The sequence below is a fragment of the Streptomyces sp. NPDC002133 genome (genome assembly GCF_040296405.1).
Classification (GTDB): Bacteria; Actinomycetota; Actinomycetes; order Streptomycetales; family Streptomycetaceae; genus Streptomyces.
Window position 1 is genome coordinate 116,108 of record NZ_JBEOXF010000003.1, and the last position, 18,066, is coordinate 134,173.

At 71.6% G+C, this 18,066-nt stretch carries 16 protein-coding genes; 11 read left to right on the plus strand and 5 right to left on the minus strand.

The genetic code is table 11. From position 1 onward, the window contains the following. The first annotated feature begins 6 nt into the window (after positions 1-6). The 10 genes from ABT078_RS05150 (at position 7) to ABT078_RS05195 (ending at position 9,353) form a co-directional block, all read left to right on the plus strand. Positions 7-663, plus strand: a complete 657-nt coding sequence (locus tag ABT078_RS05150; protein WP_351223957.1) for a hypothetical protein — start codon at positions 7-9, stop codon at positions 661-663. 205 nt (positions 664-868) lie between these two features. Then, positions 869-1,840: an FKBP-type peptidyl-prolyl cis-trans isomerase gene (locus ABT078_RS05155; RefSeq protein WP_351223959.1), complete on the plus strand. Its 972-nt coding sequence runs from the start codon at positions 869-871 to the stop codon at positions 1,838-1,840. A 69-nt stretch (positions 1,841-1,909) separates the two neighbouring features. After that, complete coding sequence (locus ABT078_RS05160) at positions 1,910-2,284, plus strand: FKBP-type peptidyl-prolyl cis-trans isomerase (RefSeq protein ID WP_351223961.1); 375 nt, start codon at positions 1,910-1,912, stop codon at positions 2,282-2,284. A 134-nt stretch (positions 2,285-2,418) separates the two neighbouring features. Beyond that, positions 2,419-3,378: a helix-turn-helix transcriptional regulator gene (locus ABT078_RS05165; protein ID WP_351223963.1), complete on the plus strand. Its 960-nt coding sequence runs from the start codon at positions 2,419-2,421 to the stop codon at positions 3,376-3,378. Positions 3,379-3,395: 17 nt separating this feature from the next. Beyond that, entirely contained in the window at positions 3,396-4,352 is a 957-nt protein-coding gene (locus ABT078_RS05170) for a helix-turn-helix transcriptional regulator (RefSeq protein WP_351223965.1), read from the plus strand. 28 nt (positions 4,353-4,380) lie between these two features. After that, positions 4,381-4,635, plus strand: a complete 255-nt coding sequence (locus ABT078_RS05175; RefSeq protein ID WP_351223967.1) for a CpXC domain-containing protein — start codon at positions 4,381-4,383, stop codon at positions 4,633-4,635. 40 nt (positions 4,636-4,675) lie between these two features. Next, complete coding sequence (locus ABT078_RS05180) at positions 4,676-4,873, plus strand: hypothetical protein (protein WP_351223969.1); 198 nt, start codon at positions 4,676-4,678, stop codon at positions 4,871-4,873. Between the two features lie 208 nt (positions 4,874-5,081). Next, on the plus strand, positions 5,082-5,369 hold the full coding sequence (gene tatA, locus ABT078_RS05185; RefSeq protein WP_351223971.1) for a Sec-independent protein translocase subunit TatA: 288 nt from the start codon (positions 5,082-5,084) through the stop codon (positions 5,367-5,369). 41 nt (positions 5,370-5,410) lie between these two features. Further along, complete coding sequence (tatC, locus tag ABT078_RS05190; RefSeq protein ID WP_351223973.1) at positions 5,411-6,361, plus strand: twin-arginine translocase subunit TatC; 951 nt, start codon at positions 5,411-5,413, stop codon at positions 6,359-6,361. Positions 6,362-6,518: 157 nt separating this feature from the next. After that, positions 6,519-9,353 carry a DEAD/DEAH box helicase gene (locus ABT078_RS05195; RefSeq protein WP_351223975.1) on the plus strand — a complete coding sequence of 945 codons (2,835 nt, stop codon included), beginning with the start codon at positions 6,519-6,521 and terminating at the stop codon, positions 9,351-9,353. A gap of 54 nt (positions 9,354-9,407) precedes the next feature. Here the strand turns inward: ABT078_RS05195 and ABT078_RS05200 are convergent, their stop codons facing one another. The 4 genes from ABT078_RS05200 to ABT078_RS05215 all read right to left on the minus strand — a co-directional run bounded on the left by ABT078_RS05200 (position 9,408) and on the right by ABT078_RS05215 (position 16,115). Beyond that, positions 9,408-11,045: an allophanate hydrolase gene (locus ABT078_RS05200; RefSeq protein ID WP_351223977.1), complete on the minus strand. Its 1,638-nt coding sequence runs from the start codon at positions 11,043-11,045 to the stop codon at positions 9,408-9,410. A 95-nt stretch (positions 11,046-11,140) separates the two neighbouring features. Further along, a complete protein-coding gene (locus ABT078_RS05205) occupies positions 11,141-14,704 on the minus strand; it encodes a 5-oxoprolinase/urea amidolyase family protein (protein WP_351223979.1) in 3,564 nt (1,187 codons plus the stop codon). After that, the gene (locus ABT078_RS05210; protein WP_351223981.1) at positions 14,701-15,294 is read right to left on the minus strand and encodes an urea amidolyase associated protein UAAP2; all 594 of its coding nucleotides are present in this window, start codon (positions 15,292-15,294) and stop codon (positions 14,701-14,703) included. The genes ABT078_RS05205 and ABT078_RS05210 overlap by 4 nt, the downstream gene beginning before the upstream one ends. Continuing rightward, the gene (locus ABT078_RS05215; RefSeq protein ID WP_351223983.1) at positions 15,291-16,115 is read right to left on the minus strand and encodes an urea amidolyase associated protein UAAP1; all 825 of its coding nucleotides are present in this window, start codon (positions 16,113-16,115) and stop codon (positions 15,291-15,293) included. Before ABT078_RS05215 ends, ABT078_RS05210 begins: the two co-directional genes overlap by 4 nt. 158 nt (positions 16,116-16,273) lie before the next feature. Here ABT078_RS05215 and ABT078_RS05220 point away from each other — a divergent pair, with 158 nt between their 5' ends. Further along, positions 16,274-16,894 carry a TetR/AcrR family transcriptional regulator gene (locus ABT078_RS05220; RefSeq protein ID WP_351223985.1) on the plus strand — a complete coding sequence of 207 codons (621 nt, stop codon included), beginning with the start codon at positions 16,274-16,276 and terminating at the stop codon, positions 16,892-16,894. Between the two features lie 233 nt (positions 16,895-17,127). On the opposite strand, the gene ABT078_RS05225 is transcribed toward ABT078_RS05220, so the two are convergent. Next, a complete protein-coding gene (locus ABT078_RS05225) occupies positions 17,128-18,066 on the minus strand; it encodes an ADP-ribosylglycohydrolase family protein (protein ID WP_351223987.1) in 939 nt (312 codons plus the stop codon).

Here is an 18,066-nt window from a genome sequence, read left to right on the forward strand (position 1 = left end):
AGAGAAATGAGTGGTACGAAGCGCTTCCGTGCCCGCGTGGGCGCGTCAGTGGCCGTCGCGGTGATGGCCCTGGGTGTTTCCGCGTGCTCCGGATCCGGGAATTCGACCGGCGCGGCTGCCCCGAAGGCCGATTCCGGGAAATCCTCCGAGGTCCGTGTCGTCGAAGCACACTCCTACAAGGTGGACAGCACTCCCGCCGCCGCGGTCGCGTCCCCGTTGAACGAGAATGTCTTCGAGGGGACCGTGGTCTCGCGGCGCCCCGATGTCCGTGTGACGGACAAGCTGGACGACGGGTCGGTCCTCGAGGCCGTCTACACGCCGGTCGTCGTGCGGGTGGACACCGTCCACAAGGGTGGTCTCAAGCCCGGATCGCATGTCGTGGTGCGCTCCCTGGGCGGCGTCGCGGACGGGGTGAAGTACGTGACCGAGGAGGCTCCGGCCAAGGAGACCTTCGCCGAGGGGCACGAGCTTCTGGTCTTCGCCGGGATCAGGGAAGCGGTGGACTCGGAGTCCACCCCGGCCGTCACACCGCACTTCGTGTACCTGGAGTCGGGCTCGCAGCTGGTGGACGCGACCTACGCCTCCGGTGCGGCGGACGGCAGCGCGCCGGGCCGGCTGGGCAAGGCCCGGTTCGCGGCCGAGCTCCGCTCGCTGAAGAGCTGACCACGCCTCACCGACCGTACCGAGCCGTCTTCAGCCGTGCGGCCCCGAGGGTGCTGTCGGCCGGCACGGCCCGCACGGTGGTCCGTTCCCTGCCCGCTCCGGGCGTGGAACGGACCGTTCTGCGTGGCGACGGCTCGAGGACCGGGCAGACGGCACACCGTAGAGTGGCGGCCACTGCCCATGGCCTCGACTCCCAGTTGGACTGATGAACTACAACACCAAGCGACGTATCGCCTCCCTGCTGGCCGTGCCCGCCCTGCTGTTCACCGGCGCGTGCGGGTCGGACTCGACGAACGACTCGGCGGCAGGTGTGGCCGAGGTCAAGGGGAAATTCGGGGAGAAGCCCGAGATCACCGTTCCCAAGGACGCGAAGCCCTCCGACGAGACCGTCGTGAAGACCGTCACCAAGGGCAGCGGACCCGAGGCCGCCAAGGGCGACTTCGTCCGGCTTGACTACACCGTGCGCAAGTGGGACGACCCGGCCGACCTCGGCGGGACCTTCCCCGCGCAGGGCACCGGCGACCAGCCGCACCGCCAGCCCGTGGAGCGCGTCGGTCAGCCGAGCCAGGCCCTGCCCGCGAAGGTCCTGGACTCCGTGGAGGGACAGAAGGCCGGCAGCCGGGTCCTGGTCCAGGGCACCGCGGGCGATCTGATCGGCCAGAACCTCAACCCTCAGTCGGGCATCACCGCCAAGGACACCCTGGTGTGGGTCGTCGACCTGGCCGGTGCCGCGAAGGTCGACCCCAAGGCCGAGGTCAAGGGCACGCAGGCGGCCCCCGAGCCGGGCATGCCCACCGTGGACGCCCCGTCCCAGAAGCCGGCCACGATCACGATCCCCAAGGGCGTCAAGGCTCCGACGGAGCTGAAGGAGCAGGTGCTGATCAAGGGCTCCGGCGCGAAGGTCGAGGCCGGTCAGGGCCTCATCGCGCAGTACACCGGCGTCAAGTGGGAGGACGGCCAGAAGTTCGACTCCTCCTGGGACCACGGCGGCGCGACCGGCTTCCAGATCGGCACCGGGTCCGTGGTCGAGGGCTGGGACAAGGGCCTGGTCGGCAAGAACATCGGTGACCGGGTACTGCTCGTCATCCCGCCGTCGCTCGGCTACGGCGCGGACCCGTCCAACGCACTCGCCAAGAACACGCTGGTCTTCGTCGTCGACATCGTCGGCGCGGTCTGAGGCGCGGTCCGACGGCTGATCTGTGAGACTGTCCCGGTTGCGAAGTTCATCAGTTTGAGGAGCACAGCAGTGAGCATCGAGAAGCCCGAGATCGACTTCCCGGGCGGCGAGCCGCCGGCCGACCTGGAGATCAAGGACATCTGGGAAGGCGACGGCCCCGAGGCCAAGGCTGGCGACACCGTCTCCGTGCACTACGTGGGCGTGGCCTTCTCCACCGGTGAGGAATTCGACGCTTCCTGGAACCGCGGCACCCCGCTGCAGTTCCAGCTCGGTGTCGGCCAGGTCATCCAGGGCTGGGACAAGGGCGTGCAGGGCATGAAGGTCGGCGGCCGCCGCCAGCTGACCATCCCCGCGCACCTCGCCTACGGCGACCGCGGCGCCGGTGGCGGCCGCATCGCCCCGGGCGAGGCGCTGATCTTCGTCTGCGACCTGGTCGCGATCTGATCGCAACCGGTTCCCAACCGGTCACGGTGGGGCCCGTGCCTGTCCAGGCACGGGCCCCGCGCTTTTGCCACGACGCTCCGTAGCGGTAGGTTCAACGATCAGAGGATGTGCGAGGAAGGGCGGGTAGGGCGTCGATGGCCATTGCCAAGGCCGAGCGGCTGATGAACCTGGCGCTGTGTCTGCTCGGGACGCGGCGGCCGCTCAGCAAGCGCGAGCTGCGCGGCTCCATCGAGGCCTATCTGGAGGCGGGGAACGATGAGTCGTTCAACCGCATGTTCGAGCGCGACAAGGACGATCTGCGCGAACTCGGCCTGGTCATCGCCACCGTGGAGAACCTCGACGGTGAGACCGGCTATCTCGCGCGCCGCGACTCCAATCGCCTCCCGCCCATCACCCTCGACGCCGAGGAGGCCGCCGCACTCGGCCTCGCCGCCAAGGTCTGGCAGCAGGCCCGCCTCGCCGGAGCGGCCAGCGGAGCCCTGCAGAAGCTGCGCGCCGCCGGGATGCCGGAGGCCGAGGACTCGTACGATGCGGCCCAGCACAGCGCCCTCGAGCCGCGCATCCCGGTCCACGAGGCCGCGTTCGAGCCGCTGATGCTCGCCTGCCGCGACCGCCGGGCCGTTGTTTTCGACTACCGCAAGTCCAATGCCGTACGTCCGGAGACCCGCCATGTCGAGCCCTGGACGCTCGAGTGCTGGCGCGGCCACTGGTACCTCGCGGGCTGGGACCGCGATCGCGGCGCCGAGCGGGTCTTCCGGCTCTCCCGGATCACCGGGCGCGTCCGCTCCCGCGCCGGCTCCTTCACGGCGCCCGTGCCCGATGTGGTCACCGTGCGCGAGACCGTCGAGAGCTGGGCGGGGGAGACCGCGACCCGTTCCGCGCTGATCAGGCTGCGCGCGGAGGCCGGATATCCACTGCGCGCCCGGGCCACCTCCGTACGGGAACTGGGCGACGGCTGGGACGAGTTGGAGATTCCGTACGGGCACGGGCTGGACGCCTGGCTCGTCGAGTTCGGCCCGGACGTCGTCGTACTGGAACCCGCTGATCTGCGGGCCGATGTCGTGGACCGGCTGCGTGCCGTGGCCAAGGGCTGAGGGGGAGTCGGACAACCATGGCCGCGAATGCCATCGACCAGACCCGGCGGATGCTCTCGCTGGTGACGTATCTGCGCGAGCGCCCCGGCGCGCGCGTCGGGGACGTCGCCCGGGCCTTCGGGATCACCGAGGACGAGCTGATCTCCGACCTCGACGTGCTGCCCATGTGCGGGACCAGCTTCCGCGGCGGCGATCTCCTCGACATCGACACCGACGGTGACCGGATCTGGTGGCACAACCCGGACGACGTCGCCGAGGCGCTGCGGCTGGCCGCAGACGAGGCGACCGCGCTGCTGGTCGCCGCGCGGGCCGTCGCCACCCTGCCCGGTCTGCGCGAGGGCGACCGCGAGGCGCTGCTGCGGGCCACCGCCAAGCTGGAGGCCGCGGCCGGGGAGGCGGCGGGCGCCAGCTCGCGCCTCTCGGTGACCTTCGAGTCCGAAGGCGGCGTCTTCGCCGAGGTCGACCGGGCGATCTCCGAGCGTCGCAGACTGTGGCTGCGCTACTACTCCCCGTCCCGCGACGAGCTCACCGAGCGCGAGGTCGACCCGATCCGGCTCTTCGCCGTCGGCCACACGTACATGGAGGCCTGGTGCTACCTCACCGAGGCGCGCCGGACCTTCCGCCTCGACCGGGTCGCGGAGATCCGGCTGCTGGACGAGCCGTCCGCGCCGCCGGAGATCGAGCTGAGGGACCTGTCGGAGGGGCTGGTCCAGCCGTCGGCCGACGACCCCGAGGTCGTGGTCGAGGTCGGGCCGGGCGGCCGCTGGGTTGCCGAGTACTACCCGCACGACAGCGCGGAGGAGCTGCCCGAGGGCGGCCTGCGGATCGCCCTGCGCACCCCCGACCCGGCATCGCTGCGGCGGCTCGCGCTGCGGCTCGGGCGGGACGGCCGGATCGTCTCCCCGCCGGACCTCGCGGACAGCGCCCGGCGGGCGGCGCGCGACGCGCTGGCCGCGTACGACGGCCAGGGCTGACCACCGGGATCGAGGAGAAGTGAGGGATATGTCGGCTCTGTCGGAGATCTCGATGTCCAGGGTCCCGGTCCTGTTCAAGGCCGCCTGCCCCGACTGCCGTGCCCGCTTCGAGCTCTCGGCGGGCGCGCTGCGACTGGCCATCGGCGCGAGCCGGCGGACCACCTTCTACTCCTTCACGTGCCCCGAGTGCGGAGCGGCGGTGCGCAAGCCCGCGAGCGAGCGGATCGTGGAACTGCTCACGGGCGGCGGTGTGCGGACGCTGCGCCTCCACTCCACCCTCTGAATGCCCCTCCCGGCCTCCTCCGACCTCTAGGCTCTCCACCATGTTCTGGCCCATGCTCGCCATCGCGCTCGGATTCCTCGGGATCGCCGTCCTCGGCGTCCTCGGCATCAGGGTCTTCCTGGAGGCCCAGCGCCTCGGCCGCCAAGTGGCCAGGACCACAGCGCTGATCCATGACGCGGCCGAGGAGCTGGAAGAGTCCGCGACCAGGCTGGCGCGGACCGGCGAGGCCTTGCGGTAGCGGGCGCGGTCTCCTGTCGAACAGGCCTGCGAGGTAGGCTTCCGCTGGCGGGCCGGACTCAGGTGCGGGTCGCAAGTGTGAGTATGCACAGCCATTGCCCTGCGTTTACTCCGGCGGGTTACGATCGCTGCATCGTGGTGATCGGACGGCTGTCCGACCGAGCGGACAGCCCCGCCCCTCAGCCGCCTCAGTGAGAAGGAAGTCGCACATGATCGGCAATCTGAAGCCCCTTGAGATCCTTCTGATCGTCGTGGTCATCCTGTTGCTGTTCGGTGCCAAGAAGCTCCCTGACATGGCTCGTTCGCTCGGCAAGTCCGCTCGCATCCTCAAGAGCGAAGCGAAGGCGATGAAGAAGGACGACGAGACGTCGGCCCCGACCGCCACCACCGAGCAGACCGCTCAGCAGCAGGACGCGCCTCGCACGATCCAGGCCGCTCCCGGGGACGTGCAGAGCAGTCGTCCGGTCTCCGAGCCGAACCGCACGACGCAGAGCTGACCTGATTCCCCGACGGCTTTCGCACGAGACGAGGAAGTGGGTTGCTCAAGTCTGCCCGCAAGCAGGAGAAGGACACCGAGGGGCGGATGCCCCTCGGAGAGCACCTGCGTGAGCTGCGCAACCGGCTGATGAAGTCGGTCCTGGCGATCGTGGTGGTCACGATCGCCGCGGCCTTCTTCCAGAAGGAGATCTTCGAGTTCCTGATGCGGCCGATCCTCGAGTCGGTCGGCTGCGTGAACGGCGAGAGCACCATGCGCAACGACAGGCCCTGCGCGGAAATGACCACGCAGGGACTCCTCTCTCCGTTCACCATCGCGCTCAAGGTCGCCCTGATGACCGGTGTGCTGGCAGCGACACCGATCTGGCTCTACCAGCTCTGGGCCTTCGTCGCCCCGGGGCTGCACACGCACGAGAAGCGCTATGCCCTCAGCTTCGTCGCCTTCGGCGTCCCGCTCTTCCTGGGCGGTGCCTACCTCGCGTACTCGATCCTTCCGCAGACCGCGGAGATCATGCTCAGCTTCACGCCGGAGGGCGCTCAGAACCTGCTGCCGCTCGACGACTACCTGGACCTGATCACCCGCATGGTGATCGTCTTCGGTGCCGCCTTCGAACTGCCCCTGCTGCTCATCCTGCTCAACATGACCGGGGTCCTCAGCGGCAGGCGCATGCTCGGCTGGTGGCGCGGAATGATCATCGGGCTCACGGCCTTCGCGGCGATCGCGACCCCGGGCGGTGAGCCGATCTCCATGCTGCTGCTGGCCGGACCGCTCGCCGTCCTGTACTTCTTCGCCGTCGGCTTCTCCTTCGTGAACGACGCACGGCGTCGGCGCAAGAACCCGGACGCCGCGCTCAGCGACGACGAGGCCGCCGACGTCGACCTCACGCCCGAGTCCGTCGGGGCCGTCGAGCCTGTCCCCGCTCCGCGCGCCCTGCCCGAGCAGGCAAGTGGCCAGGACCGGGACCGGATCAACGGGTACGACGACATCACATGACCGTGGTGCCTGCCGTCACGGCGGGCACAGGACGCGGCCGGATGCGCACACGGTGTGCATCCGGCCGCGTCGTATGTGCGCGCTCACCGTGGGTCGGTTCATCGTCGATTAAAGATCGCGCCCACTGTCGGAGGGGCCGGGTAGTCTCGACAGCAAGATGACAGAGGACCTCTCACCAGCTGAGCGATACGCAGCTGCTCGGACGCGCGCCGCCGAGCAGGCCACGGCACTCGCTCCATTCCGCGAGCTGTACGAGTTCGATCTGGACCCGTTCCAGATCGAGGCCTGCCAGGCCCTGGAGGCCGGCAAGGGTGTGCTCGTGGCGGCGCCCACCGGGTCGGGCAAGACCATCGTGGGCGAGTTCGCCGTGCACCTCGCACTGGCCCAGGGGCGCAAGTGTTTCTACACGACGCCCATCAAGGCGCTGTCCAACCAGAAGTACTCGGACCTGGTGCGGCGGTACGGCCCGGAGAAGGTCGGACTGCTCACCGGAGACAACAGCGTCAACTCCGATGCGCCGGTGATCGTCATGACCACCGAGGTCCTGCGCAACATGCTGTACGCGGGCTCCCAGGCGCTCCGTGGTCTCGGCCATGTCGTCATGGACGAGGTGCACTACCTCTCGGACCGCTTCCGCGGCGCCGTCTGGGAAGAAGTGATCATCCACCTCCCCGACTCCGTGACCCTCGTGTCCCTTTCGGCCACCGTGTCCAACGCCGAGGAGTTCGGTGACTGGCTGGACACGGTCCGTGGCGACACCGAGGTGATCGTCTCGGAGTCCCGCCCCGTGCCGCTGTGGCAGCACGTGCTCGCCGGACGGCGGATGTACGACCTCTTCGAGGAGGAGACCGACCACGGCGGCCGCGGTGCGTCCCGGCGTGAGGTCAACCCCGATCTGGTCCGCCTGGCCCGCACGGAGAACTCGCGGACGTACAACCCGCGCGACCGCCGTCGCGGCAAGATGGTCCGCGAGGCCGACCGCGAGCGCGAGCGACGTCAGCGCAGCCGGATCTGGACTCCGTCCCGGCCGGAGGTCATCGAGCGGCTCGACGCCGAGGGCCTGCTGCCCGCGATCACGTTCATCTTCAGCCGGGCCGCCTGCGAGGCCGCCGTCCAGCAGTGCCTGTACGCGGGACTGAGGCTCAACGACGAGGAGGCGCGCCAGAAGGTGCGCGAGATCGTCGAGGAGCGCACGGCCTCCATCCCCGGCGAGGACCTCCATGTGCTCGGCTACTACGAGTGGTTGGAGGGGCTGGAGCGGGGCATAGCCGCGCACCACGCCGGAATGCTCCCCACCTTCAAGGAAGTCGTCGAAGAGCTCTTCGTCCGCGGGCTCGTCAAGGCCGTGTTCGCCACCGAGACCCTCGCCCTCGGCATCAACATGCCCGCCCGGTCGGTGGTGCTGGAGAAGCTCGTCAAGTGGAACGGCGAGCAGCACGCCGACATCACCCCCGGCGAGTACACCCAGTTGACCGGCCGCGCGGGGCGCCGGGGCATCGATGTCGAGGGCCACGCGGTGGTGCTGTGGCAGCGCGGGATGGACCCGGGCGCGCTCGCGGGCCTCGCCGGCACGCGTACGTATCCACTGCGCTCCAGCTTCAGACCGTCGTACAACATGGCCGTGAATCTGGTGCAGCAGTTCGGCCGGCACCGCTCGCGCGAGCTGCTGGAGACGTCCTTCGCGCAGTTCCAGGCGGACAAGTCGGTCGTCGGCATATCGCGGCAGGTGCAGAGGAACGAGGAAGGCCTTGAGGGCTACCGGGAGGGCATGACCTGCCACCTCGGCGACTTCGAGGAGTACGCGCGCCTGCGGCGCGAGCTCAAGGACCGCGAGACCGAGCTGGCCAAGCAGGGCGCGGCGCAGCGCAGGGCGGCCGCGGCCGGTTCGCTGGAGAAGCTCAAGCCGGGCGACGTCATCCATGTCCCGACGGGCAAGTTCGCGGGCCTCGCGCTGGTGCTGGATCCGGGTCTGCCCGCCGGCCGTTCCAACGGCCACCGGGGCGGTTTCGAGTACCACGACGGGCCGCGGCCTCTCGTGCTGACCGCCGAGCGGCAGGTCAAGCGGCTCGCGTCGATGGACTTCCCGGTGCCCGTGGAGCCGCTCGAGCGGATGCGGATCCCCAAGTCCTTCAACCCGCGCTCGCCGCAGTCGCGGCGCGACCTGGCGTCCGCACTGCGCACCAAGGCCGGGCACATCGTGCCCGACCGCCAGCGCAAGCAGCGCTCCGAGGCCGCGGACGACCGGGAGATCGCCCGCCTGCGCAAGGACATCCGCGCTCACCCCTGCCACGGGTGCGACGAGCGCGAGGACCACGCGCGTTGGGCCGAGCGCTACCACCGGCTGCAGCGGGACACCCAGCAGCTGGAGCGCCGTATCGAAGGCCGTACGAACACGATCGCCCGGACCTTCGACCGCATCGTCGGCCTGCTGACCGAGATGGACTACCTCCGTGGCAACGAGGTGACGGAGCACGGCAAGCGGCTGGCGCGGCTGTACGGCGAGCTGGACCTGCTGGCCAGCGAGTGCCTGCGCGAGCGGGTATGGGAGGGGCTGGACCCGGCCGAACTGGCCGCGTGCGTCTCGGCGTTGGTGTACGAGGCCCGGCAGGCCGACGATGCGGTGGCGCCGAAGCTGCCGTCGGGGAAGGCCAAGGCCGCGCTGGGCGAGATGGTGCGGATCTGGGGCCGGCTGGACGCGCTCGAGGAAGAGTTCAAGATCAACCAGGCGGAAGGGGTCGGACAGCGCGAGCCCGATCTCGGCTTCGCATGGGCCGCGTACCAGTGGGCCTCGGGCAAGGGTCTCGACGAGGTGCTGCGCGAGGCGGAGATGCCCGCGGGCGACTTCGTGCGGTGGTGCAAGCAGGTCATCGACGTGCTCGGCCAGATCGCGGCGGCCGCGCCGAGCGGTGAGGGCACGACGGTGGCGCGCAGCGCCCGCAAGGCGGTCGACGGGCTGCTGCGCGGCGTCGTGGCCTACAGCTCCGTGGGTTAGAGGTGGAGAAAGGGCCCCGCACCGGTGGGTGCGGGGCCCCTTCTCTGCGGTGCGTCAGCCGTTCACATAGGCCCGCCACGCGCCGTACGCCGTGATGTCTTCGGCGCCGTCGATCGCCTCGGGCTCGCAGAGGAAGCCGGCCACGGCGGTGTCGTCGGCCAGGGTGACGCGGCCGATCGTCATGGGGCGGGGGAGCGCGGCGACGAGACGGCCGAGGCCCTCCGCCGAAAGCTCCCAGACCTCCGCCTCGATCGGGGTGCCGCCCTCGGGGACGTGCACGAGGCCGGGTTTGGGCGGGTCGGTGGGCAGGGCGTACAGGCGGTAGCGGGGCGCCGTCGTGGTCGTACGGAGCAACCGGGCGCCGAGTGCCAGGAGTTGGGTGTTGAGGGGCTGCCCCGTCAGATGCGCGCCCACCACAGCCAGGCGCACGGGCGGGGTGAGCAGGGCGGCGATGCCGGCCAGGGTATCGTCCGTGCCCGCCGGGCCCAGCAGCATCGCACCGAACGGGCGGCCGCCCACCTCGCCGGCCGGCACCGCGACCGCGGCCAGGTCGAAGAGGTTGGTGGAGTTGGTGAAGCGGCCGAGGCGGGCGTTGCTGCCCAGGGGGTCGGCCGCCACGTCCGCGAGCGTGGGGTGCCCCGGCGTGGTCGGCAGCAGGAGCGCGTCCGCGTCGCCGAGACCGGCCAGCGCGGCGGCGCGCAGGGCCGCGAGCCGCTCACGGTCCTCGAAGAGCCGGTACGCCGGGAGGTCGCGTGAACGGCGAATGATCCCGGCGACGGTCGGGTCGAGATCCGGGGTTCCCTTGTCGACAAAGGCACCCACCGCGGCGTACCGCTCGGCCACGAACGCGCCCTCGTACAGCATCGCCGCCGCCTCCGTGAACGGTGCGATGTCGACCGGCCGAAGCTCGGCCCCGGCCGCCTCGAGACGGGCCGTCGCCTCCTCGTACGCCTCCGCCCAACCCTTATCCAGCTCGCCGAGCCGATCGGTGGGCGGGGCGGCGACCCGCCAGGGCCCGGGCACCCGGGCGGGAGCGGCCACAGGCGATCCGCCCCGTGCCAGCACCCCCAGGGCGAGCCGCGCCTCCGGGAGCGTACGGGCGAAGACGCTGACGCAGTCGAGGCTTGCGCACGCGGGCACCACTCCGTCCGTCGGCACCAGGCCGCGGGTGGGTTTGAGCCCCACGATGCCGTTGAACGCGGCAGGGACGCGGCCGGAGCCCGCCGTGTCCGTACCCAGCGCAAGATCGGCGATGCCGAGCGCGACGGCGACCGCCGAGCCCGAGCTGGAGCCCCCGGCGACCTTCTCCGGGTCGAGGGCGCTGGACACCACCCCGTACGGGGAGCGGGTGCCGACGAGTCCGGTCGCGAACTGGTCCATGTTGGTCGTGCCGAGCACGACGGCCCCGGCCTCCTTCAGGCGGGAGACCACCGGGGCGTCGCGTTCCGGCCGGTACGCGTACGAAGGGCAGCCGGCGGTCGTGGGCAGTCCGGCCACATCGATGTTGCCCTTGACCGCGACGACGGTCCCGGCCAGCGGGAGGTGCTCACCGGCTTCGCTGCGGGCGTCCACCGTGCGGGCGTCCGCCTCGGCGTCGGCCTGCGGGCGCAGCGTGATCCACACCTCGGGGCGGCCGACCTGCGCGATGCGTTCGTACGCGGCGCGGACACGGGGGAGTGCGGGGTGGGGCATGGCGCAGGTCTCCTTGGTGGATGGGACGGGGTGCGGCGTGACATACGACGTGGCGTCACTCCCGGCATACGTGGCGTACTCCCGGTGATACGGCGTCACTCCCGCGGCGCGAGGATCAGCAGCGGCGTGCCCGCCGTGACCTGGGCGCCGGGTGCGACCAGGACCTCGGCGACCACCGCGTCCTGCGGTGCCGGGACGCGTGATTCCATCTTCATCGCCTCCAGCGCCAGCAGCGGCTGCCCCGCGCGGACCGGGTCGCCCGGTGCCACGTGCACCTGCCACACCGAGGCCGCGAACTCCGCCTCCACGACCCGGCCGCCCGGCGGAACGGTGAGCTCCGCGGACGGTGCGTCCGCGGCCGGAGCCGACGCCTGTTCCGCCCGGGCGAACTCGCCCGCCGCCTCCCAGGCCTCCCGTTCCGCCGTGAAGGCCGCCGCCTGACGCGCCCGGAACCCGGTGATCGAGTCCGCGTGCCCGGCGAGAAACCGCTGGTGGTCGGCGAGCGAGAAGGTGCCCTCCTCGATGCGCGGCGTGAAACGGCCCGCCGCCGTGTCCGCGCGCAGCTCAAGCAGTTCCTCCGCGCCCACCGCGTACCACTTGATGCGGTCGAAGTGCCGCAGCAGCCACGGTCGCGGCCCGGACCACGGCGACCACACCTGGGTCGTACGGCCCACGAACTGGTAGCCGCCCGGGCCCTCCATCCCGTACACGCACAGATACGCGCCGCCGATGCCGACGGAGTTCTCCGCGGTCCATGTCCTCGCCGGGTTGTACTTCGTCGTGACCAGGCGGTGGCGCGGATCGAGAGGTGTGGCGACCGGCGCGCCGAGGTAGACGTCGCCGAGCCCCAGGACCAGGTACTCCGCGTCGAAGACCGTCCGGTACACGTCGTCCGCCGACGCGAGGCCGTTGATCCGGCGGATGAACTCGATGTTCCACGGGCACCAGGGCGCGTCGTCCCGTACGCCCGCCATGTAGCGGGCGATGGCCTCGCGGGTCGCCGGATCGTCCCAGGACAGGGGGAGGTGGACCGTACGGGAGGGGACGACGAGCGCGTCGGCGGGCGGCAGTTCCTCCTCGACGCGGCGTATGTGTGCGAGGACCCGGTCCAGCGGCAGCACGGCCGGGTCGATCTTGATCTGGAGGGACCGGATACCCGGCGTCAGGTCCGTGACCCCGGGCAGGGGATCGACCCGCAGCGCCTCGGCGAGGGCGTGCACCCGCAGCCGCAGGGCCAGATCCAGCTGCATCGGCCCGAACTCGACCAGCAGGTTGTCGTCGCCGCTGCGGCGGTACGTGACATCGTCGCGCCGCGCCAGGACCCCGCCGTCCACGATCTCCGCGCGCGGGGCCCCGTCCGTGGTCACGGGCACGAACCGCACCCCGTCCTCCGGTCGCAGCTGCCCCAGTTTCCAGCGTTCGCGTGTCAGGACCGTCGCCGGGCAGACGAATCCGCCGAGCGAGGGCCCGTCCGGGCCGAGCAGCACGGGCATGTCACCGGTGAAGTCGACCGCCCCGACCGAGTACGGCGTGTCGTGGATGTTCGACGGATGCAGGCCGGCCTCGCCGCCGTCGGTCCGTGCCCAGCGCGGCTTCGGACCCACCAGGCGCACCCCCGTGCGCGCGGAGTTGAAGTGGACCTTCCAGTCGGCCGCGTAGAAGTCACGGATGTCCTCCTCGGTGAAGAACTCCGGTGCGGCATGCGGACCTTCGACCGCGCCGATCTCCCACGCCGAGGTGAACGCGGGCCGGTCGGCGTGCGGCACCGGTGCCACCGCGTCCGTCTCCGCGCCTCCGTGCAGCACGTCCCCCGTGACGAGCGCCCGGCCGCCGTGCCCGCCGAAGCGGCCCAGCGTGAAGGTCGCCGCGCTGCCCAGGAAGCCGGGAACGTCCAGACCGCCGCCCGCGACCAGCAGACAGGTGCGCAGCCCGTGCTCGGCCGGCGCTCCGATGCCGAGTGTGGACCCGGCCGGGACCGTGAACGGCTCCCACTGCGCGACCGGTTCGCCGTCGACGGTGACCGGAGCCGGCGCGCCCGTCACGCACACCGTGGTGGCGTGGCTGAAGCGCAGGGCCGGTCCCTGGAGCGTGCACTCCAGGCCGGGGGCGCCCTCGGCGTTGCCCAGTGCGCGATTGCCGAGGCGGAAGGACAGATCGTCCATGGGGCCCGAGGGAGGCACGCCGACCTCCCAGTAGCCGGTACGGCCGGGCCAGTCCTGGACGGTCGTGAGCGTGCCGCCGGACATGACCTCGATCCGGGGCGTCGGGTCGGTGACTGTCGCGAGGGTCGCCGTGGAGTGGGTGGCTTCGCGCACGGCCGGTTCGGTCAGCGCCGCCCGTACGAGCCCCAGATTGGTCTCGATGCCGTCGACGCGGGTGGCGGCGAGTGCCAGGTCCAGTCGCTCCAGCGCCTCGGCGCGGTCGTTCCCGTGCGCGACGACCTTCGCCAGCATCGGGTCGTACGCCGTCGTCACCTCCGTGCCCGTCGCGACCCAGCCGTCCACCCGTACGTCGTCGGGGAAGGCGACCCGGGTCAGCAGCCCGGCACTCGGCCGGTGGCCCCGCGACGGATCCTCGGCGTACAGCCGGGCCTCGACGGCGTGGCCGCGCGGCGCGCCCGGCTCCCGTACGACACCGGGGTCGCCCTGCGCGAGCCGCAGCATCCACTCCACGAGATCGACGCCGTAGATCTCCTCGGTGACCGGATGCTCCACCTGGAGGCGGGTGTTGACCTCCAGGAAGTACGCTTCCTCGCGCTTCGCGTCGTACACGTACTCGACGGTCCCGGCGGAGCGGTAGCCGACACTCGCACACAACCCCCGGGCCGATTCGGCCAGTCGATCACGGACCCGGTCCGGCAGGCCGGGGGCCGGCGCCTCCTCCACCACCTTCTGGTTGCGGCGCTGTAGGGAGCAGTCACGGTCGCCGAAGATGACGACCCTGCCGTGCCCGTCGCCGAAGACCTGCACCTCCACATGGCGGGCGTCCTCGACGAGCCGCTCCAGGAAGACTCCGGCCGAGGCGAAGGATGCCTCGGCCACCCGCTGCACGCGCTCCCAGGCGTCGGCGAGCCCCGCCGGATCGTGCACGGCCCGCATGCCGATGCCGCCACCGCCGCCCGTCGCCTTGAGCATGACGGGGTAGCCGATGCGCTCCGCGGCGGCAAGGGCCTCGGTGAGTCCCGGCAGCAGACCGGTGCCGGGCGCCAGGGGGACGCCCGCGGCCTCGGCCGCCGCGCGGGCGGTGTGCTTGGCGCCGAACAGCTCCAACTGGGCGGGGGTGGGGCCGACGAAGACCAGGCCTGCGTCCTCGCAGCGGCGGGCGAAGCCCGCGTCCTCGGACAGGAAGCCGTAGCCGGGGTGGATCGCCCCGGCGCCCGTGTCCTTCGCGGCCTTCAGCACCAGATCGGCGTCGAGGTACGACTCCTTCGCGGGCGCCGGCCCGAGGCGGACCGCCTCGTCCGCGAGCCGGACGTGGGGGGCCGAGCGGTCGGTGTCGGAGAAGACGGCGACCGTGCGGATCCCGAGGCGCCGGGCCGTACGGATGATGCGTACGGCGATCTCGCCCCTGTTGGCGACGAGAAGCGTGTCGAAGACTGCGCCGGGAGTCGTGCCGCGAGCCGCGTCGTAGGTCGTCTCGTGAGGCGTTCCGAAGGTCATGCGGCGGCCTCGATGGTCATCTCCACCGCCGTCGGCTCGAAGCCGTTGCAGGGGTTGTTGATCTGGGGGCAGTTGGAGACCAGGAACAGGACGTCCGTCTCGGCGCGCAGGGTGACGCGCAGTCCGGGGGCGGAGATTCCGTCGACGATGCCGAGCGTCCCGTCCTTCTCGACGGGGACGTTCATGTACCAGTTGATGTTCGACACGACATCCCGTGCGGTCAGTCCGTGCCGGGCGCCCTCCGCGAGGAAGTTGTCCAGGCAGGCGTGCTGCGACCAGGTGTGATGGCCGTAGCGCAGGGTGTTGGACTCCTTGGAGCAGGCGCCGCCGAGGGTGTCGTGACGGCCGCAGGTGTCCTCGGTGACCGTCATCAGCGGGGTGTGCTCGTTCGACATCAGCACGCTGCCGGTGGTGACGAAGATGCCGCCCTGGGCGTGGATCGTGTCCGGGGCGCTGTAGCGGACGGCGGTGTCGTGGGCGTCGTACACCAGGAAGTCCACGGCCTGGTTGCCCTGCAGATCGGTGATGGTGAGCTGCTCGCCCCGGCGGACGACCGCCGACCAGGCGGAGCGGGCGGGTACGACGGTCATGACTGCCCCCTGGCGGCGAGGAACTCGGCGGTGTTGAGGAAGGCACGGCGGCCCTCCGGGGTGGCGTCCCAGAGCGGGTCGCCCGGCGCGGTCGGCGCGGCGCGCCAGGCGAGGACCTCCAGCGGGCTGCTCGTGTACGCGGACCGCGGGTCGAGCGGATGCGGGACGTTCGCGATCAGCACGGTCAGGTCCTGCTCGGCGCGCAGGGTCACGGACGCCCCCGGGCCCGCCGAGCCGGTGAAGTCGAGCGAGCCGTCGTCCCGTACCTCCACCCCCTGGAAGAGGGCGACGGAAGGGGGCAGGTCGCGGGGCTCCAGACCGTTCTTCAGGGCGGCGAGCTTGAGGAGTTCGCGTCCGGCGGGGGTCGGTGACTCGGGGCTTCCGCCGCCGTAGCGCACGGTGTTCCGTGCGAGCGTCGAGGTGCCGCACAGGGCGTCATGGCGGCCGTCGGAATCCTCGACGAGGGAGGCGAGGACGCGGCCCTGGCCGGAGAGGAGCAGCCGGCCCTTGCTGAGGTAGGCGTTCCACTGGACCTTGACCGTGTCCGCGGTGTTGAGGCGCTCCCAGGGGCGCCCGTCTGCGTACAGCACGAGGTGCGCACAGGCGTCGCCCCTGAGGTCGGTGAGGCGCAGCTCGCTGCCGCGGGCCAGGACGCGGTGGGTGTAGTTGCCGCCCGCCACGGTCTCCGCCCAGACCAGATGCCCGGTGGCGCAGGGCGGGGCCGGCCAGTCCGTGGCGGGTACCACGGGCATGGCCTCGGCGCGGGTGCCCTCCTGGGCGCGGGCGTGGTCCCGGGCTCCGTGTGTCGTCGCAGTCGCCATGGTGGCGGTACCTCCAGCTCGCGCGTCTCGGTTTCTTTTCTGTCGCGCGACAGAAATTAGGAGCGCGGGACTTCCGTGCGATTGCACGTCCATTGCCGGGGCGTAACCGAACGCTCACCAAGATCCCGGTGCCGTCCGCGTGTGGGACGATCGGCCACATGGGTACGACGGGACGGAAGGTCGGGCGACCGCGCGCGCAGCAGCGGCCGGACAGCGGGCTGTCCCCGCGCGAGGAGCTGCTGGCGGCCGCGGCGGAGCTGTTCACGACGCGGGGGTACGCGGCGACGACGACCCGGGCCGTGGCCGAGCGCGCCGGGATGCGGCAGGCCACGATGTACCACTACTTCGGCGGCAAGGAGGATCTCCTCTCGGAGCTCCTCGAATCGACGGTCACGCCGTCGCTGGCCCTGGCGCGCCGGCTCCTCGCGGACGACGAGCGCGGGGCTGAGGAGAGGCTGTGGGAGCTCTGCCGCTCTGACGTCGAGCTGCTGTGCCGGGGCCCCCACAACCTGGGCATGCTGTATCTGCTCCCCGAGATCCAGGCGGAACGTTTCGCCGGGTTCCATCGGGTGCGGGCGGACCTGAAGGACGCATACGGGCAGCTGCTCGCCGGCACGGGGCCGGGGCGCGCGCTCGACAAGCGTGAACTCTCACTCCGCACGGACCTGGTCTTCGGCCTCATCGAGGGCGTCATCCTCGTCCACCGCTCGGACCCGGACCGCCCGGTGGCGTCGTTCGCGTCGGCGACGGCGGATGCGGCGCTGCGGATCGTGGGCTAGCAGGGGCGGCGCCCCCGCGGCCCCGGGCGCGTTTCGAGCCGTCCGGCGTTCCGGGGACGGAGCACCTGCCACGGGGCGGTACGGCAGGCACGTGCTTGCCCGCGGGGCGGTACGGCAGGCACGTGCTTGCCCGGCGGTACGTCAGGCACGTGCTTGCCCGCGGCGCGGACGTCAGGCACGTGCTTGCCCACAGGGCGGTACGCAAGGCACGCGCTCCGAACCGCGGCAGCGGCTCAGGCCGCCAAGGCCCGGGCGAGGGCCGAGAGGTCCGGGGTGCGCAGGACGCGGTCCCCGTAGCCCGGGAGCGGGACGTGGAGGGGGGCCGTCCATCGTGGCGGGATCGTGGACGCGCCGTACACCGCTCCCGCCAGCGCGCCCGTGACCGCCGCGACCGTGTCGGTGTCGCCGCCCAGATCGATCGCGGCGCCCAGCGACTCCTCGAACGACGACGAGGTACGCAGCGCCCACAGCGCCGAGGCCAGGCACGGCCACACCGCGCCGTTGAACTCGGTCGCGTCGTCCGGATGCCACCCCGGAGCCAGCACTTCCGCCCAGCGCTCCCGGTGGTCCTCGTGCACTGCGGCAAGTGCGTCTGGCACGGCGCGCAGCGGGTCGTCCCCCTCGAGCGCGACCCGGATCAGCTCGTGGAGCACCGCCGTGCCCTCCCATGCCGCCCTGTCGCCGTGCGTGAGGGCCGCGATCCGGCGGGCGGCGTCCATCGTGGCCGCGCGCCCGTCACACGCGAAGTACACCGCCGACGTTGCCGCCCGCATCAGTGAACCGTTGCCCGCCGCACGGCCGTTGACCTGGAAGTGCAGGCCCGCGGCGAGATCCCACGGGTCGCCGCTGCCGAGCACCTGCTCGGTCTGGAGGCCGATGTCCTTCGGTTCGCCCGCGGCCCAGCGCCGGAAGCGCTCGAACATGTCCTCCGGGTCGAGTCCGCCCCGCTCCAGCAGGGACTCGCCCACCAGAACGGCCATCTGAGTGTCGTCGGTGGCCTCGCCGGGATCCCAGCCACCGCCCCCGCACATCTCGCCCACGCCGTCAGGGAAGCGGGCCCCGTACCCACCCGCGAGCCCGAACTCGAACGGCGCACCCAGCGCATCACCGACGGCGGAGCCGACCACCGTCCCGATCACCCGGTCCGTTCGGTCTGCTGTGTGCGCACGCAT